Here is a 23,755-nt window from a genome sequence, read left to right on the forward strand (position 1 = left end):
GATATCTATTTTTTTTCAAAGAGCTGCCGATAAAATTGCTAAAAGTGGCAATTTAACATCCTTGACTACCTTTCATATTCTCTCCATGTCTCTTCATGCTCTTCGTGTAGTTGTTCCTACGATGATGATGATTTTTTTTGCTGGAACGTCTGAACTTAAAACATTTCTGGAATCTATCCCGACTACTATCATACATGGGTTGAATATTGCAGGTGGAATCATCGTAGTTGTCGGGTATGCTATGGTAATCAATATGATGTATACCACCCATTTGATCCCATTTTTATACCTAGGTTTCATTGTAGCAGCATTCAGTAATTTCAATTTAATTGCGATTGGATCCATAGGGATCATAATGTCCATGATATATGTTCAGCTGAATCCAAAATACGCGATACAAGAATTACGCAAGGAAAATTCTCACAAGAATCTTATTGACAAAAAAAATAGTTCAGAGGAAGATGAGCTAGATTGAGAGGAGATATATATGAAAAACGTTGGAAACGAGGAAACACGGAAAGATATGAATAAGATCTCTCCCATTGATTTGATAAGAGTTTTTTTAAGAACTAACTTTTTTCAAGGATCTTGGAACTTCGAAAGAATGCAAGCCCTCGGGTTTTGTTTTTCTATGATACCAATTATTAGGAAGTTATACCCTGAGAATAGTAAAGATAGAAAAAGTATCATTAAGCGTCACTTGGAATTTTTTAACACCCATCCTTATTCTGCTTCGCCCATTCTAGGAATGGTGATAGCTATGGAAGAACAAAGGCTGATCGGTAAAAAAGATGTCGTTTACGAGAGTTCTATAAATAGTATGAAAGTTGGATTGATGGGTCCATTAGCAGGGATTGGAGATCCTATTTTTTGGGGAACGGTAAGACCAATTTTTTCCGCTCTCGGTGCCGGAATAGCGATGGGCGGAGGTAGTTTGTTAGGGCCAATGTTGTTCTTTATTTCATTCAATTTTATTCGGATCATAACCAAATACTTCGGTATTTTTTACGGATATAAGAAGGGTGTAAGAATCATTCAAGACATAAGTGATGGACTTTTACAAAAAGTCACAGAAGGATCAGCCGTTGTAGGTCTGTTTGTGATGGGAGCTTTGATCAACAAGTGGACACATATAAATATCCCAATAGTTGTTTCGAAAGTCACAAATCAAAAGGATGGATCAATAGTCGTCACAACGGTTCAAAATATTTTAGATCAAATGATGCCTGGAATTGTTCCTCTTTCCTTAACTTTTCTCTGTATCTGGTTGCTTCGGAAGAAGATCAATTCTTTGTATCTAATTACAAGTCTGTTTATATTAAGCATATTGGGATCTTGGATTGGATTTCTATCCTGATTTATCAAAAAATTGATTGATATTCTTATTTTTTTCTTAAATTGGATGAGAATTTTGTGTTTATTCTTTCTACGAACAGATCAACGATTCTAGAAATTTCATGTTCTTGCATGGTTTTTTTCGAACTTTGTATTGTAAAACCGATTGAAATACTCTTGTATCCACTCTTTATCGGATCACCTCTGTACATATCGAATATATGTGAAAATACAACTATACCATTTTGCAAACTTAGGCTGACTTTTTGACATTCAATAAGGATTTCATGTGCAGGAATTTCCTCTCTAAAGATCATAGAGATATCCCTATGATTTATCGGAAATTTAGATATTTCTTCATATTTTTCTGACAGCGATAAGTTTTTGTTGTTTAATAATTTATTTATTAAGATCTCAAAAATAAATACTCTGTTATTTATTTCTAATCTTCTTTCTATCTCTCTATGAAGCATACCTATATGTCCCAAGAATTCTCCGCAAAGATAAATTTTTGCGAATTGTTCCTTATCAAATGTTGAAGATATGCTTTTTTTAAATACAACATCGTAGTTTTTGATAATTATTGAACGTAAGATGATTTCTAAATCACCCTTAATATCAAAAAAATCGGTCTCTCTACTATTTTGCAACCAACTTCTATCATTTTGATGACTTGTAATTGCGGCAGATAACATTAATCGTTGATCCATCTTTGCTTTATTATCCATCTCTTTTTTTGTAAAGAAAACATGACCACTTTCGAAAATTTTAATTTTATTATTTTGTCTTCTTTGATTATATTGAATAGTGGATAACATTCCGGGTATTAAAGAAGTTCTCATTACTGACATGTGAGAAGACATAGGATCAGGGAGTTTAATATAATTTTGTCTAGGGAACAATAGATTTTGAATTTTTTCGTCGATGAAGCTATAAGTGATAATCTCATGATATCCACGATAAACCAATAATTTTTTTAAAAAGTGCAAAGAATCCATATGGTTTTCTTGAATATTTGGAATATTGTTTATTCTTTTAGGAAGATTATCGTACCCATATATTCTGATGATTTCATCAATGATATCTTCATCTGAAAAAATATCTCTTCTCCAGAAAGGGATTTTTATTTTTATCTTATTTAATCCAATGTTCGAAAAAACGTGAAATCCTAAGTTAACCAATATTTGACTTATCTTATCGATCGATAATACACATCCTATCATCCGATGAATTTTTTTTACATCTAGAACAATTTCCTTTAATTTTGGTAAATATTTTTTAAAGACGATTTCAGTAACATCTCCTTGAATTCCACCACAAAATTTAGTAATTAACTCGCTGGCTCTTTCTAGCGTGTTAAATATAGCGTCAGGATCTTTATTATGGGATCGATGCAAACAAAATTCTGAAAAATAATGTTCTATATCTTTATGTATTGATTGATTATTAAAGAAGGCACAAATTAGTAAAATTTCTGAAGTATTTTGATTTATTTCGAACTTTTCGTTTTTGATCATTCCAGCGATACTCATCGTGGAATTTTCATCAGATATGACCAAAGTATCCTGAATGAGATTAAGCTTTTTCTTTTGAAAGATTATATTTTCGTTTCCTTTAGACTTTCTTATTTCTATATTTCCTTTGATACTTCGACAATCGTAAACGGATACATGTTGTCCCATTTCTAATGTCACATAATTTACTATGTTATTTATCGTATCAACTGTTGAAAAATCGTTCCAAGAAAGTCTTTCTTTCATCCAATCAGGCGTTTTAGAGTATACATGCACTCCTTTAATGATTTTAGAAAAAACGATCGGACAATACTCCGGATCCTTTATATAAAAATTTGCACGACCTTTATGGTTCAGATGCACATTTTTTTCGATGGTTTTTCTTTTTAAATTAATTTTTTTATTGTTGATAGCTGATATATCTCTGCATATTCCTAAAATACAAGAGAAATCTTTTCTATTTGATATAGAATCTGTATTGAACACTCTATGAGAATATTGTGCTAAATATTTTCCGATATTACTTCCAACTTCAAGATGTTTAGGTATCTCTATGATATTTTTATTATTTTTGAGAAAAAAAAGCTGATCATAACGACACAGATATCCTTCAGAAAATTTGTTTGATCTATCTTTTTTTCCATGTTCTTCTTCATAAGAATAACGGAAAACTGCTACCTTCATGTTTAATTGACAATTTGGAGAATCGCAAACAATCTTTAGAGTTTTTTCTCCAATGTTTACCTTAAAAATTTTAAATGTATCTTTGTTTCTAACTACATTGTAATGATCGATGATTTCCCCCACTATGAAATTATCGAAATATTTAGATTGTGGGATATTTTTATTTCTATTGCGTTCTATTCCGATTCTTTCTATTTGTTCTAATAAATCTTTTCGACCAATATCAAAATTTATCCATTCTTTAACCCAATTTTCATCAAATTTCATATTTTTATTTTGTTTATCTGAACTGTTTGAGAAAACGTAGATCGTTTTCAAAAAAAATTCGAAGATCTGGAATCTCATGACGAACCATGGTAATTCTATCAACACCTATACCGAAAGCTAATCCAGAATATTCCTTAGAGTTGACGTTGATATTATTTAATATTTTCGGATGCATCATACCACATCCTATAACTTCAATCCAATTCCCCATGGTATCCAGCACATCGATTTCTATAGAAGGTTCTGTAAAAGGAAAATAAGAAGATCTTAATTTGATATGAATATCTTTTTTAAAAAAGTTCTTTAAGAATTCGATTAAAATATCTCTTAGGTAAATAAAACTCACTGTTTTTTCTATTATGAAACCATCAGTTTGGTGAAACATTGGAGTATGATTACAGTCGTAATCTTTTCTATATACTTTTCCAGAAGAGATCATTCTAATAGGAGGTCTTCTACATCTCATGGATCGAATTTGCATACACGATACTTGTGTCCTTAGAAGATATTTTTGGTTTAACCAGAAGGTACTCCTCTTATTTCTATCCGGATGATCTTTTGGTATATTGAGGAAATCGAAATTATTGCTATCATTTTCAATCTCAGGACCTTCCATCAAAAAAAAATTAAGTTTTGAAAAGTATTCCCCAATTTCTTGAATAGATTGCGTTATCGGATGTATGCTTCCAATATCTGTTCTCCTACCCGGTAAAGTAACATCTACTGCATTGATTTTTTTTAGCATGATTTGATAGAGCTATTTGATATAATTTAGATATTAAATACTTTTATCAGATTCTTATAAGATGTTTTCAATTATTGATGAACTCACATAAATAAAAGTCGTGAATCTTAAGTTTTTAAAAAATTTTTTACTGAACAGATTTTTATATAAACCGTCGAATAAAATCCTATGAAATTAAGATGAAATCTGTAAACGATCTTATTTAAGACTGTTGATGATGTGAGAGAAAGCTTTTTTATCAAACATAATTAATTCAGAAAGTATTTTTCTATTGATAATAATAGAAGATTGTTTCAATTTTTGAATAAACTTACTGTAATTCAATCCGTGTCTTCGGCTTTCAGCATTAATTCTGGATATCCAAAGTTGTCTCATAACAACTTTACGTTTACGACGATCCCTGTAAGAGTACTGTCCAGATTTCGTTACTGCTTGAAAAGCAGAACGATAGCTTCTAGATCTTGATCCATAATATCCCTTTGCCTGTTTGATGATTTTCTTGTGTTTCGCATGTGCGAAAGTACCTCTCTTTACACGAGTCATACTCCTCCTGTAAAATAAAAATATCGTTGATTGTGATAATCTTTTATCTAAAAATACTAAACCTTACTTGTAAGGTAAATGTGATTTAAGTGTGCTTAAATTGGATCTTGAAACTATAGATTTTATACGTAAATGACGCTTACGCTTTTTAGATTTCTTGGTCAAGATATGTTGCAGGTTTGCTTTCTTATATTTTAAGAATCCGTTAGAGATTCTTCTAGTTCTTTTTAAAGCTCCTTTTATAGTTTTTATCTTTATCATTTTTATAATGAATTACATATTTTTTGATGAAAATTGGATCATTGTGATTTTAAATCTTTAAAAGTGTTAATTTATTCTTTTCGGAGATAGAAGCATGATCATCTGACGATTTTCTACCTTGTTTGAAAATACTTCTACGTTGGAAATAAAGTTTAAGTCTTCTTTGATTCTATTTAACATGCTTAATCCTATCTTTTTATGAGTTATCTCTCTTCCTCTAAACCGCACTGTAATTTTTGTTTTATCTCCATGTTTCAAAAATTTGATCAATCTTTTAATTTTAATTTGATAATCACCTTCATTTGTATTCGGTCTAAATTTTATTTCTTTTATTTGAAAAGATTTTTGTCTTTTTTTTTGTTTTTTGACTAATTTATTTCTCTGGTAAATAAATTTTCCATAATTCATAATTTTACAAACTGGTGGAATCATGTTAGGTGCTATCTCGACCAAATCTAAACCAAGTATTTCTGCTTTCTCGATAGCTTCTTTAAGACTTACAATTCCCATTTGTTCTCCTTGAAGACCAGTTAATCTAACTTCTCTTGCAACAATCTCTTCATTTATTCTATTTGTCCGAAGATTATGAACTCTTTTTTTAGTTTTAATATTCATTCCTCCTTTTGAAAAAGTAATTTTTGATCTCAGAAGATATAGACCTAATAAAATCTTCTATTGGAACTTTTACTATTTTTTGGCTAAATTGTTCTCTTATTGATATATTTCCGGTTCTTTCTTCTTCTCTACCACATAGTATGATGTAAGGTACTCTACTAAAACTATGTTGTCTAATTTTAAAATTAATCTTTTCGTTTCTTAGATCTTGTTCAACTCGAATACCACTTTTCCTTATTTTTCTGACTATTTTTTTTGAGAATTCTATATATTTCTTAGAAACATTTATGACAACTACTTGTATAGGAGATAACCAAGTTGGGAAATGACCATCGCAATGTTCAATCAGTATTCCAATAAATCTTTCTATCGATCCTAACACCGCTCTATGAATGATCATTGGATGTATTCTTTCATTTTTTTCGTTAATGTAAGAAATACCTAATTTGATTGGTAACAAAAAATCTAATTGTATAGTTCCACATTGCCATTCTCTTCCTAATTTATCATGTAAAGTAAACTCGATTTTTGGACCGTAAAACGCCCCGTTCTCTGGAAGAAAATCAAAGTTTTTTTCTAAAGCTCTTTCCAAAATAGATTCTGCACGATCCCATTGTCGTTCATCTCCGATTCTTTGTTTTGGTCTGGTAGCTAACTTTATGGATACTTTTTTGAATTCAAATGTTTTATATATTTCTTGAACCATTTCAATGCATTTCCTTATTTCTTTAAACACTTGTTCTTCGGTGCAAAAAATATGAGCATCGTCTTGAGTAAATTCTCTAACTCTCATTAATCCATGTAAGGATCCGGATAGTTCATTTCTATAACAACTTCCAAATTCAGCTATTCTAAGCGGTAAATCTTTATAAGATCTTATTTTCTGTCCAAATATCTTAATATGTCCTGGACAATTCATTGGTTTTAAGCAATATTTATTACTTTCAGAATTCGTTTTAAACATATTTTTTTCATAATTTTGTAAGTGTCCTGTATTTTTCCAAAGAGATTCATTTAAAATTGTTGGAGTTTTAACTTCTTGATATTCATATTTTTTTAACTTTGATCGAACATACTTCTTTAATTCTTGAAATATGATAAGACCATTTTGGTTCCAAAAAATATTTCCAGGGGAAGTATCATCAAAACAAAATAAGTTCATTTGTTTTCCTATTTTTCTATGGTCTGGTATTTTTTTATCCATATGAATACAGAAATTTTGACTTTTTTTGATTCATTTTATAATCAAATTTTGTTAAATTCACATTCGAAAAATATTTGAATAGAATTTTAAGATAAATTATTATAATCTTTGGTTAAAATTGGAAAATTATAAAAATAGGAGTTAAGACAGAATTAGATATAATAAAGACTTTTATGTTAACAAATCCCATTTTCTATCTAACATCTTTATATTATATTAAATTAAAAGTTAAAAGTAAATTTTGTAAGATACAGCAAAATGATAAATTTATAGTTGTTTAAAATAATAATATCAAATTCAGATATTTTAAAAGACTTGTTAATATCACTTAAGAGAATTTTAGTTTATTTTTATGTGATTCGTATTTCTTAATAGCTTTATCAAATATCACAATAATTGAATTTTCAACGATCTTTATATCAAGCAGCTTTACTTTTAAAAATATTCTGCACATCTATTATTTATAGAATATTTTGTGTTCTATGGAAATTTATATTTCATAAGAACATGTTTTTTTTAAATAGATCTCGTTTAAATTGATGATTTCTTTTAAAGGAATAAAATTTGAACGCAATTACTATGAATTAATAGTATTTGGTCACTAATATGACATAAATTTATGTCTTAACATTGAGATATTCTCGCATTATGTTTTAAATGGAATATTGATCTTAAATTAAGTTTAATTCCTTATTTAATGTTAGTGACATATTTATAGAATTAGTTGTTCAAATTAAAATCATTTAAGAATCAAATTATATCGTTGATCTTTTTATAAAGTAAAAGAAAGCAGTTTTATTATATGAAATTTCAAAATGGTTCTATCATCAATTGAACAAGACTGTTTATATTCATATATTAAAGATAGCTGAGAACAAAATCTTAATATGCATTTAATCAAATCATTAACATAATTTATATGAATTGTTGTATCTTTATATGAAACTAAAAAATGCTCAACTGAGCATATTGGAAATAAATATAACAAAATAAATTCTATTATAGATTTTTATTTTTTTATTTTACGAAAGGTTCTACTGTTTCTATTTTATGTGATTTTAGTTCTATATAGTTTCTACAAGATGTGTTTCACAACTGTAACTGTTATAATATTTAATAAAATTTGAAGTAATGACTGAGATCAAAGTTGTTTAACGGACGATTTTAAAATAATAGGGGTAAACTTCTGTTATAAAGTATATTTAATGGATCTATTTTTTTTGAATTGTTAACACAATTAATACAAAATCTTACAAGAAAATTGTTCACAAATTAAAAATTTAAATCTAATGACATTCGTTGGACATATTTGGTTTTCAATTTCTTTATTATTTTTCTCTAAAACAATCTTAAATGATTACAATCTTTTTGATGGGGATTTTATACATTTAATATCGGGTTCTATAATAGGTTCCATGATTCCAGATGTTGATCATCCGTGTTCTAGGATTGGTAGGCTTATGAGATGCATATCTCTTCCAATCTATAAATTATCTGGTCATCGAGGAATAACGCATAGTTTATTATTCTTAATAATTATTATATTATCTCTCAATCCAGTATTAGAAAGAAGTATCGTTTCTTATGATTTTACAAAATCTTTCTTTCTAGGTTATTTTAGTCATATCATTGGAGATATCTTTACTAAAAATGGAGTTCCATTGTTTTGGCCATTTAAAACTAAGATTAGCTTACCAATACTAAAAAATGATAACATTTATCGAGTTGAACGTACTATTTCGATCATATTAATTATGTTATCGATATTGATTCCTAAAAACTATTTTACATATATTATTCTTTTTTCTGAAAGTATGAAAAAATTTTTCTTTAGAACTCAAAGTATGCTAGAAATACTCTCATAGAGCAATATAATTCACAATACGATTATTTTTATTTATTTTTCGATTCCATATATTTAATGTTGTTGTATATTTTTAAAAAAATTTAATATAGACAATTTTTTTTTTTTTGATAGAATAGTAAATTTACAAAAGTGTATTTATTTAAGGTAATTTTAATGTCAAAGATGAAAGGTAGTGTCAAATGGTTTAATGAAGCAAAGGGATTTGGATTTATTAGTCCAGAAGATGGAAGTAAGGATGTTTTCGTTCATTTCACTTCTATACAATCTGAAGGATTTAAGACCCTAACAGAAGGTCAAAAAGTAGAGTTTGAAGTTTCTAATGGTGAAAAAGGTCCTTCTGCTGTAAATGTTGTTGCTGTTTAATTCTAAAAACCCTTACTTAAGATTATAAGTAAGGGTTTTTTTTGAAGAATCTTATCGCGTTATAAGAAGATCTTACAAGAGGTCCACAAGAGACTTGTTTAAAACCGAGATCTTTTGCTTTTATCTTTAGATCATGAAATTCTTTTAAATCTAAATAGCGTGATATAGGAAAATGATTTTTGCTAGGTTTTAAATACTGTCCTATCGTCAAGATAGTGACGCCGTTTTTTCTCAAATCTTTTAGTGTAGATATTATTTCTTCATCAGTTTCGCCAAGTCCAACCATCAATCCTGACTTTGTCGGAATATCAGGGTTCATAGTTTTAAATAAATACAATAAGTTTAAGGAACGTTGATAATCAGATCCAGGTCGAATACGACGATATATCCTTTTTACACTCTCTATGTTATGTCCAAATATATCAGGTGGACAGATTTTCAAAGTGTTCAAAGCTTCTTTTGGAACAGGATGAAAATCTGGAACTAATAATTCGATGGTAGTTCCTTTGTTTCTCTTTCTGATTGATTGAACACATCTTAAAAAGTGATCAGCTCCCTTATCAGGGAGATCATCTCGACTTACCGAGGTAATCACCACATGTCGTAGGTTCATCTTCGATATCGCACGAGATATCTTCTTTGGTTCTTCAAAGTTGATAAGATCAGGTTTACCTTTTTGAACTTTACAAAAATGGCAGCATCTTGTACAAGATGAACCTAATATAAGAAAAGTAACAACTTTTTTTTGATAACATTCGATCAAATTCGGACAAGATGATTCTTCACATACCGTATGTAATTCATAAAATTTAATGATATTTTTAACATTTTGAATGATTTTTTCCTTTGAATAGGATGGTGTCCTAATTTTAATCCAAGATGGCTTTTTGATGTTCATATTTTTATAGTGATCAACATAGTTCTTGATCTTATATTTTAAAGGTTCTTCAAACAAATCGTAAAATTCTGTTTGCAATAAAATTTAAAAAATTATGTTCCTATTTGGATAAAAGATAGAAATGTTTTAATAACAAGCTCTTTACAGATTGCATTTGAACGTCTGGAACGAAATTGCTGACTTGAGTCATTCTGACGTTTGACAGTCCACAAGGTGATATATATGTGAAAGGAGAGAGATCCATGTTGACGTTTATGGACAGTCCGTGCAACGAACATCCCCTCGAAATCTTGAGTCCTAAGGAACATATCTTTTGACCATCGTCAGTGTATACTCCTCTGTATTTTTCGTCGTTGTGAGAAGATATACCAATCTCTTTCAACGAGCCAATGACAATTTTTTCTAAGACGTCAACTAAATTTCTTGCCGTTGTTGATCTTCTTCCTAAGTTCAATAAAACGTAGACAATTTGTTGACCTGGTCCGTGATAGGTGATCTTTCCTCCTCTGTCAGATTGAACGATCGGTATATCGGTTCGAGCGATATCTTTCAAATCTTTTCGAGTACTCGATTTTCCCAAAGTAAAAACTGGAAGATGTTCGACCATCCATATTTCATCCGTTGTAAAACGATCTCTACTTCTTGTGAAATCTACCATCCTTTTATAAATTTTTCGGTAATCTTGCATACCAAGATCGTGAAATACTATCTTTTTGTAGGACATGACAATGAAATAACGTTTTAAAGATCTAATCGTACTTTCTTTCTCAAGAAAAAATGATTTTATAAAATTATACGAAATATCTTGTGCATCTATCCGATGCTTTTAAAACTTCATATTCTAAACTTATCCATGGATAATTGTACAAAAAAACTTCGAGACATACAAAACTTAGTCCAAATCAACATCTCTACAATTCATGGGAGAGAAATTTCTTATGAGTATGGATGGATACGGTTATGCCCAACCCTATCATCATCTCTACCAAGGAGGATCCACCGTAACTCATCATAGGTAATGGTATACCTACCACTGGCAATATACCACTCACCATTCCGATGTTTACAAAGATGCAAGCGAAAAACGACGACATGATAGTCGCTACAATGATCATTCCAAAAGAGTTTTTTGAGTTGATTGCGATCATCATTCCTCTAAAAATCAACGAAATGTAGACTACCATAACCGATAAAACTCCGAACAATCCAAATTCTTCAGCCAATACGGAAAAAACGAAATCAGTATGTTTCTCAGGAAGAAAATTCAAATTAGACTGTGTTCCTTGAAACAATCCCTTTCCGAACAATCCACCAGATCCTATAGCTATCTTTGACTGGATAATATGATATCCAGAACCTAGCGGATCTGATTCAGGAGATAACAGTGTTATAATCCTGCCCTTTTGATATTCATGCATCGTGAAGAACCATAGGTATGGAAGGGAACATAGTAAAATCATTAAAAAAAAAATAATTTTTCTCCAAGAGATTCCAGAAAAAAACAACACAGATATTCCAGAAAAAGCGATCAAAATCGACGTACCTAGATCAGGTTGCATAGCTACTAAAACGGTTGGTAAACCGATCAAAAAGAGTGATACCATTAATTTTTTTAATCCGATTGGACATGAATCTCTGTTTATCATCCTTGACATAACGAGTGGAACAGTAATTTTAGATAATTCTGAAGGTTGAAAACTTATCTTACACATACTCACCCACCTTTGTGCTCCTTTGATAGAATGACCAAAAATAAACACGAAGATTAGCAAAAATACGTTGAACATGTAAAGGTATGGAGAGTATTTTTCGTACCTTTTGGGAGACACTTGGGATGTAGATAACATGATGACTATTCCTAAGACAATCTGAAAGAATTTTTTCATCAGCACTTCATCATTTTGACCACATGCGCTCCATGTCACCAACAAGCTAAAGATCGACAATAATACGACTAAAGTCAGTATTGTCCAATCTATACGGATCAGTTGACTTAGAGATCGTTTAGATTGTGCAATCCTAAATTCTTTATCCATATTTATATTGTCATTCCTTTTGAGAAGGATCTGAACTTTTAGATTGACCTTGAATTAAAAAATGATCAAAAATTGTTCTTGCTATCTTTCCAACTGTTAACTGTTTTTCAACATCGCAGTTTTCTAGGACAATTACCGTCGAAACAACTGGATTTTCATAGGGAGCGAATCCAATCATCAATTTATGATCTCTCAAATCTTCTGATATATTCTCTATATCGTAATTTTTATAGCTGAACACTTGAGCAGTTCCAGATTTGGTCGCAGTTTTGTAAGGAGAATTCATAAAAATTTTATAAGCTGTCCCACTATGATGATGAGAAACTCCATACATACTCTCCTTGATGACCTTCCAAATTTCATAATTTACTTCTCCTATTCTATTAAACCGATCTCGTTTGTTGATAACACATCTATCTTGATATTTCGTTCCAAGTAAGAGGTGCGGTGGTTTGATTATACCATCGTTGATCAATATCAAAAGAGCATTCAACATTTGAATAGGAGTCGCAGTCCAATATCCTTGACCAATTCCGATCGATACAGTATCTCCTTGATACCAAGGTTTTTTATAGAGTTTCATCTTCCAAGATCTTGACGGCATGTTACCTGGATGTTCTTCAAGCAAATCAACACCTGAGAATTCTCCGTATCCGAACTTTTTCATCCAACTATGGATGAGATCGATTCCCATTTTATAAGATAGTTGATAAAAAAAAGTATCTGAAGATTCAATGATGGCTTGAACAACATTCAACAATCCATGTCCTTCTCTTTTCCAATCTCTGAATCTTCTATCGGAATTCGGTAGTTTCCACCAACCACAATCAAACATGGTAAATTTTTCATCAATAATTTTTTCACTTAGCGCAGCGATGGCGATAAAAGGTTTTACGGTAGATGCTGGAGGATAAAGACCTTGAACCGTTCTATTGATGAACGGATGATCTTTATTTTTTAACATATTTTGGTATTCTCTATTCGAAAAACCTTGGATGAACAGATTAGGATCGTAAGTTGGATTAGAAACTAAGGCTAATATCTCACCATTCCTTGGATCTGCTACGATAACGGAAGCTTTACGATCGTCTAGCAACTGTTGGATCTTGATTTGTAATTTCACATCGATGGTGATATACACATCGGATCCTTTTTGAGGCGAACAATATTCTAACTGCCTCATCACTTTCTCCTGCCTGTTAATTTCAACTTTTCTATAACCTGACTTTCCATGCAGGATATCTTCATACCGCCTTTCTATCCCAACTCTTCCAATATTATCTTCTGTAAAATAATCTTCTAAGATTTTACGATCTTCCAAATACGACAAATCTTTTTCATTTATCCTTGACATATACCCAACAGAATGAGCTAAAATCTGACCGTATGGATAATATCTACAGTAGTATCTAGAAACTTTAATTCCAGGAAATTGATATTGATTCACAAAAAATCGTGCGATTTGTTTTTCGTCTAATTCTTTTTTAAGAGGTATGGACGTAAATTTGCGAAATTTCTTTTTCATCTTGTAAAAATTTTTAATATCATTTTCATTGAGATCAATTAATTTCGCTAATTCTTCTAAGGTGTCGCTTAAGTTTTTCGTCTCCTCCGGTACAACTTCTAATTGATAGTACGGTCTATTGATCGCTAGGGGTACACCATTTCTATCGTATATCTCTCCCCTCGTCGATTTTAAAGGTATCAGTTTTGTCCTATTTTTTTCAGATTTGTGTTGATATTTCAGATAGTCAGTAACCTGCAATCGATACATTCTGATTATCATTATCACTGTCGCCAACAAGATGATTACGGAAGATAAAAAAATTCTTCTGATGAATATCTTGAATTCTCTCCTATAATCTTTTGGATAAATTTTTTCATACTTTCTTTTGACGCTCATGTGTATCGTACTACATTTTAGATTAGTTTATTTAGTCATCTTTACGGTATTAATGAACCTTTTTTTTAAAGAACGTACTAATTTTCGTATCATCGATGATGATACTAGGAAAATGATGTTGAAAATGTTTGTCCAAACATTTCTTGACATTCATACCTGAACCTATTTTTGGTAAATTTTATTTTTGTTTATGTATCGTAATACCCTGTCAGGAAGTAGATCTTTGCAATCTTGATTGTTCATACTTCTACGACGAATTTCTGTCGAAGATATTTGTATGAAAGGATTGTTCACGAAATAGATCGTTCCGTACGGTACGAGAAATATATTATTCTTATTTTTTGTTCTATGTCGATTGATCCAATCTTTCACAACAGGATCGATACGATAATTTGCATTTTTACCCCTTTTACAGACCAATAAGTTGCATAATTGTAAGATCTCCCTCCACTTAAACCACGTATGGATGGATGAGAGAATATCTTCTCCTATAATGAATCCTAACGGCATCTTCCAACCGATCTGAGATCTAAATGAACGAAGGGTGTCGATTGTATATGAAAATTTTTTGTTCTGGATTTCTCTTAAATCGATTTGAAATAAAGGATTATTTTTTAATGCGAGTTGAATCATCTTCAATCTATGCTGAACATTAGCGGTCGGAAAAGATTTCGGAAGTATCCGGTTTGGTAATATGATAAATCTTTCTAATCTTAAAATCCTAGATAAATGCTGTATTATAGATATATGACCAAGATGTATCGGATCAAAAGTACCTCCGTAGAGTAATCGTGTTCTAGGAAACGGCCCTTTCTTCTCGATACGAAGGCGTTCAAGAAGATTGTTATTTCTTACATACATCATTTATAAATTTTCGATTAGCAAACAATATGATAATTTTTTCAATCTCTAACCAAACCATATCTTGACTGCTTTTTTCAAGAAGATATTCCGTTCGTACAGTGATCTCCATTAATGATAGAATAAAATGACGATCCACATCTTTAATAAAATTTTCATAATGTTTCCAAAATTTCAAATTGAACATTTTTAATATCGAACAACGAATTCCTTTTACCTTTTTAGATTCTAACAACAGGAATAACAATATTAGTTCGTTTTGTATTGATCTTACCAGCTTGAATATATCTTTTTCCTTTTTTTTCAAGTTTTGTATCCCTTTCCAAGATTGTCTTATGTTTCCAAGTAATAATTCATATATTATGTTTCCTCTTGGATTGTTTTGGTTAACTTCATTTTCTAGAAACGCTCTAATCTGACTAATTGTGATAGTTTTATCTAAAAAGACTCTCGAAAGTCTATCAAATATTTCTTCGGTGCTTTTTAAGTCCTTTACATTTTCTAACATCATCTCAAATGCAGTCTGTTCTAGATTAATGGATCGAATTTTCATTTGATATTCTATGAACTTAAAAAATCTCGACTTATCTGGTTTATCGCAATCGATCGATATTCCCCGAAGATCAATAAAGTTCTTTAGTTTGAAATATACTTTTTGATTCTCGTTAATTTTTTTAAGTAACGTTATAAATATAAATATTGAAGTTTGATTCCATGATGAAAGAAGTCGATCCATGCGACCATCTTCTATCAATCTTAAAAAGAGCTTTTCATCTGATACGTTGATTATAACGATCTTTTCCATGCAAAAAAGATCTGGTAGGATGAGATGCTCTTCTATTCTGCACAGTTCGGTATCAGAATCAAGATGGAAACTTTTAATTTTAAGAGAATCTTTCGGAAATTTCGAATTTCTTAATATGGATCTTATAGAATATTGTATAAGGAATATATCATCTCCAAATAGAAAGTAATTTCGTACGATCTTATCCTTTAGATATTTAACGATGTTTTCCGGATAGATAATTTTCACAGCAAAATAGTAGATACTTTATAAAAACTCTGTCTTAAAATATTTTTATTTTTACTTGAGAGCTTACATCTCTCGAAGATACTGCTGTACTTTCTTCTTATTAAGAACCTGTAAGAGAACTTCATTCCACAGATCGATTATCTTGAATTTTAACAGATATATCATGCGATCTAACAATAATATCCTTCTTGATCGATATCGATGTTTGATTTTGTAATCATGTGAATGAAGTATTTCAATAAAACTGTTATTCAGCGCTTGTTTCTATTTTTACAAAAATTGAATGAATCGAACTTGTTAGATATTACAAGAAACGTAAAAATATATCCTTGACGGATTAACCGTTATGTACAGAATTGAATAATTCATGATGTTATTCTTATTCTTATTTTCGATCGATCAAGATATTTATTAATTTAGAACGTATGTAGATTGTCTTCCTTATTTTACATGACTTAAGATGGGGATATCTCTTTTGAACGAACGATGTAATTTCTCTTTCTGAAATGTTGTTTCGTTTAAAAACGATTTTATCGATAAACTTTCCATTGATTTGCAGGATGATCTTTCTTGTAGTGTTGTTTCTTATGTAATCTTCATCAAAACTTGGCCATCTCTCATGATCAATATTTTGATAATTTCCAAGAGATTTCCAAAGAACAAAACATACATGGGGTATTATCGGAAATAACATCAAGATAATCTTGTTTAATATCTCTTTCACCAAAGCTGCATCTTGTTCATCTTTTCCATGGTAATGTGAGATCTTTTTAACAAGTTTCATAATTTCTGAAATCGCCGTGTTGAAACAAAATTGATGAATCATATCATGCGTCACTTTCTTTATAGTCTTTTGTAAGCTAACGTATAAATCTACTTGTTTTTCATTGAACCGATCGATATTTAAAGCTACATTGGATTTCTCTGATACATTATCAAGAACTATTTTCCACAATTTTTTAACAAACCGGTGTGCTCCGATCATTTGCGAATTGTTCCACTCGATATTCATCTCGACTGGGGCAATAAACATGATAAATAATCTTACTGTATCAGCACCATACTGTTCGATTATCGTTTCAGGATCAACTCCATTGTTTTTAGATTTTGACATTTTCATCATACCTCCATGTATTACAGGATTCCCTTCATGATCTCTTGATTCAACGATTTTTCCGTACCTATCTCGTTTGACGACGACTCGATCAGAAGATATCCAGATTCTTTTTTTTTCATTATCTAAAACATAAAATGCATCAGATAAAATCATTCCCTGACATAATAAATTGATTACTGGCTCATCAGAAGATAGAAGACCTTCATCTCTCATCAATTTATGAAAAAAACGAATATACAGAAGATGCATTGTTGAATGTTCTATCCCACCTATGTATTGATCGACTGGAAGCCAATAGTTTGCTATTTTTTTATTCAACATTCCTTTATTATAGTTCGGACAAGTATATCTTGCGTAATACCACGATGATTGTACAAAAGTATCCAGCGTATCTTTTTCAAGATACAGTTTTTTTCCTTTTATTAAGATTGAATCCTTTTTAATTCCATTCGTATCACTGAGATTTGAAAAATTTTTACTGTGATCTCTTCTATCTTCATATGATAAAATGGGAAGGTATTTCCGTGGAACGGTTGTTGTATCACCTTTGTTGGAAGCGATTGGGATTCTTACACCCCATAACCTTTGTCGGGAAACTTCCCAATCTCTTAATCTGTAACGAATCTTTTTTTTCGCTAGTTTAAGAGAAATGAGTCTTCTGATAATCTGAAGATTCATTTCCTTCGTTGTTATTACATCATATTTTTCGACATCTTTTAGAATCTCATCTTTACGGATAGACTCTGGAAAATTCCTTCGAAGAATATTTTTATTCCTTGAATCCCATGAAATGATTTCTTTGTATGGAATATTATATTTTTGTGAGAATTTATAATCTTCATAGTTCAAACTAGGAACAGATAATTTAATGTTTATGTTATCTTTTACGAGTATAAAGTTAACAATCCATATTGGTATGTTCTCCTTTGTCACAGGATGAATCGCATAAAGATTGCTAAATACACCTTCTTTAGCTATGGTTGAGACAACTCCTTCAGAAATTTGAATTTTCTGACATGTTTTTACGAACTTCCATATCTTTTTATCTTTTTTAAATATTTTCAAGACTAAAGGATGATTTGAAGCAATATATATACAGGAAATTCCCATTATCGTGTAGATGTTTTCTTTCTCCACATATACGAACAGCGTCTCTTTTTTGCATGGTACGTGAAATTGAATCTCAAACCCATCTGTTTTTCCAATCCAATTTTTCTGCATGGTTTTTACTTTTTCCGGCCATTTTTTTAAATATTTTAACCCTTGCAACAATTCTTCAGAGTATTCAGTAATTTTAACGAACCATTGAAGTTGATTTTTTCTTTCTATTGTTTCATCGCAATTCCAACAGAGGCCATCGACTACTTGTTCGTTCGCTAACACTGTTTTATCCGTTGGACACCAGTTGACCTCTGCAAATTTTTTATAGACTAGTCCTTTTTTATAGAGTTTCGTGAAAAACCACTGTTCCCACCGATAATATTTTGGATTACATGTCGATATCTCTCTACTCCAATCATAACTGAAACCTAATTTTTTCAGCTGTTTTTTCATTTTACCTATGTTAGAAGTTGTCCAACGTGATGCTGAGATATTATTTCTTATTGCAGCGTTCTCTGCCGGTAATCCAAAAGAATCCCATCCTATCGGATGTAATACGTTTTTACCTAACATACGTTGGCATCTTGCAATAACATCTCCTATAGTATAGTTTCTTACATGTCCCATATGTAACTTTCCAGATGGATATGGGAACATTGATAAACAGTAAAACTTTTCCTTTCTTCTATCTATGTTGGTTCTAAACGTTTTATGTGTTTCCCAATATTTCTGGACGTATTCTTCTACTTTTTTAGGATGATACACTTTTTCTTGTTTCATTGTTGGTTTCTTGTATCGATTATTTCGATCTATTTGGTGGGATCCATGATCTATATAATATAAAGTATGTTTCAAATATTTTACAACATTTTTATGTACCAGGTTTCATGATGTAACGTCATGATTTTTTTAAAATATCCATTCATTTCTAGATTCGTAAAGCATGATTTGGCGGCTCTTAAAGTTCTATACAATGTCGAATAACATAATCTTGATCGTCTATGATCTTAACTTCACATATGCTGCGATGATAATCACAGAAACAATAGCAGAGAACATTGTATAATTTCCGATTCTAGCATATGATGGTGTTGAACCGTTCATAGGGTAATTCGATCTTTAATGATCTAGCGAGTTTATAGATAATATTTTTACGTTTTCATTTGAATAAATAGTGTTGTAATCCTATTGTTCGTTGAACAAGTTGTTTTCTCTACAAACTCTAACATTCGCATTACATCTATTCGTGATATTTACCATGATCCTATAGGTTCTCCGAACCAACTGTTATCTGCAAAAATCAATACAAAATCAACGCCATATGAAAAATTTTTTCTAATATGGTTATCTATGTTATTCGTAACATACCGTAGCAATTGTATTTATTTTTATGATCGTTCAAAAGATGTTGTTCATCTGTTCCAGAACTAATGTTAGAATACGATTTTCATGAGAATTGTTTATGAAAATACGTAGCATAATTTTTTCAAGTGGAATGAATTTTTCTATAGGAACCAGATGGTATCTATGATTATGATCATTTTAACATATTGATAATCTCTTTGCTTTCCATTGATTGTTATGAATTGAAAATTTTTTGTGATATGATTCTTCGTTTCTACTTTCAGAATCTATGATATCGGTGACTGAAGTTTTTTTAAAAAAAATCTTATTTAACTTAAATATGAAATTATAATTTTCTGATTATACAATGAGTATAATTGATTCCATCAGATTATAACATCGACTGACCCTGAACATTTGGATGATGATTGTAGTAATGAATTGATAGTGTTCTGCATATTTTTAGAATCTCATTTATTTATCTGAGAGATGTTCGGTTAAATCAGAGAAATTTCTATTTCCCTCCCGTGATTTTTACGTTCAATTTTAATTTTCTAGAATCTTCGGAGAAATTAAAAAAAATTAGATGCGGTGAAATAAACGGTTTTCTTCTTTAAAGTGCTAAACATCCATAAATCGTTTACTATCATCGAAAAAAGTTCGATCATATTATTTCCAAATATTGGCGATTTTCATATGAACGGTCCATTTACTTGAAGATATTCAATTCATATCCACGAGAATTCTGTAAATAAATTTTCTACTAGAAATTCGCTGATTTCCATACGGTCGTAGCAACCAGGATACATCTAATTAAGTCAGGTTCAAGTGAAATTCAATCAATCAAATAATAAAAAAATACTCGAATAGATGGATAAATAAACGATCAGTATGATCATTAAAAAAGTAATCAAAAAGAACATCTGATGAACGCATTTGCAACATGATGATATCTAACTAACTCTAAATCTAAAAAAAATCGATTTCCAAAAAAAATCAAGCAGCTCTGCTTGACTTTTGTCAAAATTGATCATCAGGATCTGAAGTATCATGATAGATATCATCGAAAAATATGAGATATTAAATGTAGAAAAAGAGAATGTTCCCAAACGTCCGAAAGTAAAAGATATGAAACATATTGATCTTCAATCGTAATAACATTTATAAAAATCATCCATTTATCGATTTAATCTCTGATCTTCATCGATAGGTGAGATGTTTGCTTCAATTTTGACGATCTTTCTATTTTTTATAAACAATCATCTTGAACTTACATACATCAATTACGAAAAACTCCTTATCAATGAAGAAAACTTCTGAATTTCTGAATAACTAATCCTTATATTATTTTATACTACTAATTTTTAAAATCGTGATGAAGAGGAACGTTCAAATGTGCGAATTTATGTTGATACTATCGCTGAAAAATAATAACCTATCGCTTGCGAATCGCTCTTATTTTGTATTATGAACTTACTCCTAAAACATCCAATTTTTGAAATATTTTTCATTTTTTTTATCTATTATCAAATATGTTGATTCTAGGTTAAAATCCTTTGTCCCTCCAATGATCGTTCGTAATCATGAGATGATCATGTTTTTTTACAAATTATTTCAGATGATGTAAACATCTTTCTCTTTACTTATAAATCTTCATGGTTGACATTCCCATCGACCAATTGTTATCTTCGATAATTGATGGAAATCATGTACAATAAGATATGAAGTATGCTTGATATCTTTTTAAAACTTCACCTAAATGACAGCTGACGAATTAGGATCTATAACATCTTCTTCTATGGTTATGTAGGAAATCGAAAACGATCCTAACATTCCTGTGTTGTAATCGATGATCTTTCAAGGTTTAACAATTCTTGTTAAATATCCATACTATTTGATTCTATTGGAAAATGTATTAATTTAATAAACGCTTATCTTCTAACGAAATTTATACGTATCATTTTTGATATTACCAACATTTTTAGTTTTGAAACATGTATATAGAGCCTCAATGACCTTCAAAAAAAACTTTACCGTTATTGAAATGGATCAGGATAACCGAGTTGACTAAGAATCTTTACTTCCATATTTTCCATTTTTTTTGAATTAATTCTGTTATCATGGTTCATACCTAAAAGATGCAAACATCCATGTAATATGATATGCGCCCAATGTGCGTCAATCGTTTTTTTTTGGGTTATTGCTTCTTCTTCTAAAATTTGATGGCAAACAACTAGATCTCCAATAAAAGAAAAGTTAAATTTCTTTTCATCAAAAGGAAAGGAAAGTATATTAGTCGCATGATCATGTCCTCTATATACTCGATTTAAAAATGTAATCTCTTTTAAACTAGCTATATGAATCGTAATTTCTCCTTGATAAGAAATGTGAGATAAAACCCTATTGATCCAATTTTTAAAATTTTTTCTGTTCAAAAATCCAATAAAATTTGGAGCGATCCTATATATATGTGAGATATATACTTTCATATATTAATACAATTATTTGACATAGAATGTTGATATTGTAATCGTTGTACTCATCGATATCTATACGGTTTTAAAATCAGAATGATTAAATCCTGCATGAATTTTATATTCGTGCGTTCACTGGACATACTATAAATATATTAAGAATTTTTACAGAACAAGAATATTTTGGTCAAAAAACATGAAAACTATGAGATTTGAAAAACGTCGATTTTCATGGGTATAATGATTATCTTGAGATTTCTCCATACAATTTCTTTCCATAAAAATGCGTGATTTTAACGTTAACGAAATTTCCTATCATTTCCTTTTGCCCATAAAATACTACCCTTCTATTCTTGTTAGAAAAACCTATTAGTTTTTTCGGATCATGTTGATCCGTTGATATAACTAAGATCTTTTGAATTTGATTGATCATCTCCTTGCTATGTTTTATAACCTGTTTTTCTATCAGATTTTGTAATGAATAAAGACGATTTCTTTTTTCATACTCATTGATGTTATCATCTAACAGAGATGCTGCGGTGCCTGGTCTGATGGAGTATATAAAACTAAAACTAACATCAAAATCTACTTCTTTAATCACTCGCATAGTTTTTAAAAAATCTTCCTCTTTTTCTCCAGGAAAACCTACGATAAAATCAGATCCAAAAAGCATATTTGGTCTTACTGTTCGGATCTTTTCTACAATTTTTTTATATCTTTCAACACTATATGATCGTTTCATCTTCTTAAGAATTCTATTCGATCCACTTTGTATTGGAATATGAACATAATCGATCAATTGAGGAACATTCGAGTATAATTCAATGATATCTTCAGTAAAATGGTTAGGATGGCTCGTCGAAAATTTAATTCTTTCTACTCCATTTATGGATGATATTTGTTGAATCAGTTGAGAAAAATTACATATTTTTCCATCCTGTTGTACATATCGATATGCATTGACGTTCTGACCTAATAAATGAAATTCTCTACATCCTTCTGATACAAGTTGTTTAATTTCCACAAATATTTCTTCAGAAGGTCTACTAAATTCCTTTCCTCTAGTGGTTGGTACGATACAAAAAGAACATTTTTTATTGCATCCTTCGATAATTGAGATGAAAGAGGATATGCTTTTTTTCGCTATTTGATGGTTATTTTGAAATTTTTTATTTCTAGATGTACTTCTTACGTTAATAATTCTATTCTTACTCTTTTCGAAGCTTCTGATCATTTCTGGAAGAAGATAAATTGTTTGCGGACCAAAAACAATATCTACATAAGGAGCACGTTTAAATATTTCTTTTCCAATCTGAGAAGATACACATCCCCCCACACATAAAATAAGATGGACGTTATTTTTTTTAAGATTTTTCCACCCTTCCGAGCTGATGGAATACCTTCTCTTGTGCTTTCTCTCGAACTGAACACGTGTTCAGTAAAATGATATCAGCTTCTGTGTCAGAATTGACTAAGATATAATTTTTTTTGCTGATAAAAATATCTTCTATCTTTGAGGAATCGTATTTATTCATATCACATCCCCAGGTTTTTATATGTATCTTTTTATGATATGTTTTCATATTAAAT

The 23,755-nt window shown here is 30.3% G+C and carries 19 protein-coding genes and 1 pseudogene; 4 read left to right on the forward strand and 16 right to left on the reverse strand.

Translation table 11 applies throughout. The features are described 5' to 3' along the window. Positions 1-475, forward strand: a pseudogene (locus tag AOQ87_RS02695) (PTS sugar transporter subunit IIC); the annotation flags it as partial. Positions 476-487: 12 nt separating this feature from the next. Continuing rightward, entirely contained in the window at positions 488-1,357 is an 870-nt protein-coding gene (gene manZ, locus AOQ87_RS02225; RefSeq protein WP_080626644.1) for a PTS mannose transporter subunit IID, read from the forward strand. Between the two features lie 25 nt (positions 1,358-1,382). Here the strand turns inward: manZ and pheT are convergent, their stop codons facing one another. The 6 genes from pheT to thrS form a co-directional block, all read right to left on the reverse strand. Beyond that, positions 1,383-3,800, reverse strand: a complete 2,418-nt coding sequence (gene pheT, locus AOQ87_RS02230; RefSeq protein WP_185751043.1) for a phenylalanine--tRNA ligase subunit beta — start codon at positions 3,798-3,800, stop codon at positions 1,383-1,385. 13 nt (positions 3,801-3,813) lie between these two features. Beyond that, on the reverse strand, positions 3,814-4,545 hold the full coding sequence (pheS, locus tag AOQ87_RS02235; RefSeq protein ID WP_080626646.1) for a phenylalanine--tRNA ligase subunit alpha: 732 nt from the start codon (positions 4,543-4,545) through the stop codon (positions 3,814-3,816). Between the two features lie 198 nt (positions 4,546-4,743). Next, positions 4,744-5,088: a 50S ribosomal protein L20 gene (gene rplT, locus AOQ87_RS02240; protein ID WP_080626647.1), complete on the reverse strand. Its 345-nt coding sequence runs from the start codon at positions 5,086-5,088 to the stop codon at positions 4,744-4,746. Between the two features lie 63 nt (positions 5,089-5,151). Further along, complete coding sequence (gene rpmI / locus AOQ87_RS02245; RefSeq protein WP_039719774.1) at positions 5,152-5,349, reverse strand: 50S ribosomal protein L35; 198 nt, start codon at positions 5,347-5,349, stop codon at positions 5,152-5,154. 66 nt (positions 5,350-5,415) lie between these two features. Beyond that, positions 5,416-5,958 (reverse strand): translation initiation factor IF-3, encoded by a 543-nt coding sequence (infC, locus tag AOQ87_RS02250; RefSeq protein ID WP_080626708.1) that lies wholly within the window; start codon positions 5,956-5,958, stop codon positions 5,416-5,418. Further along, entirely contained in the window at positions 5,954-7,168 is a 1,215-nt protein-coding gene (gene thrS, locus AOQ87_RS02255; RefSeq protein WP_080626648.1) for a threonine--tRNA ligase, read from the reverse strand. Before thrS ends, infC begins: the two co-directional genes overlap by 5 nt. A 1,289-nt stretch (positions 7,169-8,457) precedes the next feature. On the opposite strand from thrS, the gene AOQ87_RS02260 reads away from it, so the two are divergent. Continuing rightward, complete coding sequence (locus AOQ87_RS02260; protein WP_080626649.1) at positions 8,458-9,033, forward strand: metal-dependent hydrolase; 576 nt, start codon at positions 8,458-8,460, stop codon at positions 9,031-9,033. 155 nt (positions 9,034-9,188) lie between these two features. After that, positions 9,189-9,398, forward strand: a complete 210-nt coding sequence (gene cspE, locus AOQ87_RS02265) for a transcription antiterminator/RNA stability regulator CspE (RefSeq protein WP_039719777.1) — start codon at positions 9,189-9,191, stop codon at positions 9,396-9,398. 22 nt (positions 9,399-9,420) lie between these two features. Here the strand turns inward: cspE and lipA are convergent, their stop codons facing one another. From lipA to AOQ87_RS02700, 10 genes are all read right to left on the reverse strand, one after another. Next, entirely contained in the window at positions 9,421-10,374 is a 954-nt protein-coding gene (gene lipA / locus AOQ87_RS02270; RefSeq protein WP_320408865.1) for a lipoyl synthase, read from the reverse strand. Positions 10,375-10,396: 22 nt separating this feature from the next. Beyond that, complete coding sequence (gene lipB, locus AOQ87_RS02275; protein WP_039719778.1) at positions 10,397-11,020, reverse strand: lipoyl(octanoyl) transferase LipB; 624 nt, start codon at positions 11,018-11,020, stop codon at positions 10,397-10,399. A 187-nt stretch (positions 11,021-11,207) separates the two neighbouring features. Next, entirely contained in the window at positions 11,208-12,332 is a 1,125-nt protein-coding gene (gene rodA / locus AOQ87_RS02280; protein WP_080626650.1) for a rod shape-determining protein RodA, read from the reverse strand. 10 nt (positions 12,333-12,342) lie between these two features. Beyond that, the gene (mrdA, locus tag AOQ87_RS02285; protein ID WP_039719780.1) at positions 12,343-14,235 is read right to left on the reverse strand and encodes a penicillin-binding protein 2; all 1,893 of its coding nucleotides are present in this window, start codon (positions 14,233-14,235) and stop codon (positions 12,343-12,345) included. Positions 14,236-14,397: 162 nt separating this feature from the next. Beyond that, complete coding sequence (gene nadD, locus AOQ87_RS02290; RefSeq protein ID WP_080626651.1) at positions 14,398-15,099, reverse strand: nicotinate-nucleotide adenylyltransferase; 702 nt, start codon at positions 15,097-15,099, stop codon at positions 14,398-14,400. Next, a complete protein-coding gene (gene holA / locus AOQ87_RS02295; RefSeq protein WP_185751044.1) occupies positions 15,080-16,129 on the reverse strand; it encodes a DNA polymerase III subunit delta in 1,050 nt (349 codons plus the stop codon). Before holA ends, nadD begins: the two co-directional genes overlap by 20 nt. A gap of 385 nt (positions 16,130-16,514) precedes the next feature. Further along, on the reverse strand, positions 16,515-19,127 hold the full coding sequence (leuS, locus tag AOQ87_RS02300) for a leucine--tRNA ligase (RefSeq protein WP_080626710.1): 2,613 nt from the start codon (positions 19,125-19,127) through the stop codon (positions 16,515-16,517). A 2,600-nt stretch (positions 19,128-21,727) separates the two neighbouring features. Further along, positions 21,728-22,180 carry an rRNA maturation RNase YbeY gene (ybeY, locus tag AOQ87_RS02305; protein ID WP_080626653.1) on the reverse strand — a complete coding sequence of 151 codons (453 nt, stop codon included), beginning with the start codon at positions 22,178-22,180 and terminating at the stop codon, positions 21,728-21,730. Positions 22,181-22,409: 229 nt separating this feature from the next. Further along, on the reverse strand, positions 22,410-23,501 hold the full coding sequence (gene miaB, locus AOQ87_RS02310) for a tRNA (N6-isopentenyl adenosine(37)-C2)-methylthiotransferase MiaB (protein ID WP_236858653.1): 1,092 nt from the start codon (positions 23,499-23,501) through the stop codon (positions 22,410-22,412). A gap of 28 nt (positions 23,502-23,529) precedes the next feature. Beyond that, positions 23,530-23,700, reverse strand: a complete 171-nt coding sequence (locus tag AOQ87_RS02700; protein WP_236858655.1) for a hypothetical protein — start codon at positions 23,698-23,700, stop codon at positions 23,530-23,532. Between the last annotated feature and the right edge of the window lie 55 nt (positions 23,701-23,755).

The sequence above is a fragment of the Candidatus Riesia pediculischaeffi genome (genome assembly GCF_002073895.1).
Classification (GTDB): domain Bacteria; phylum Pseudomonadota; class Gammaproteobacteria; order Enterobacterales; family Enterobacteriaceae; genus Riesia; species Riesia pediculischaeffi.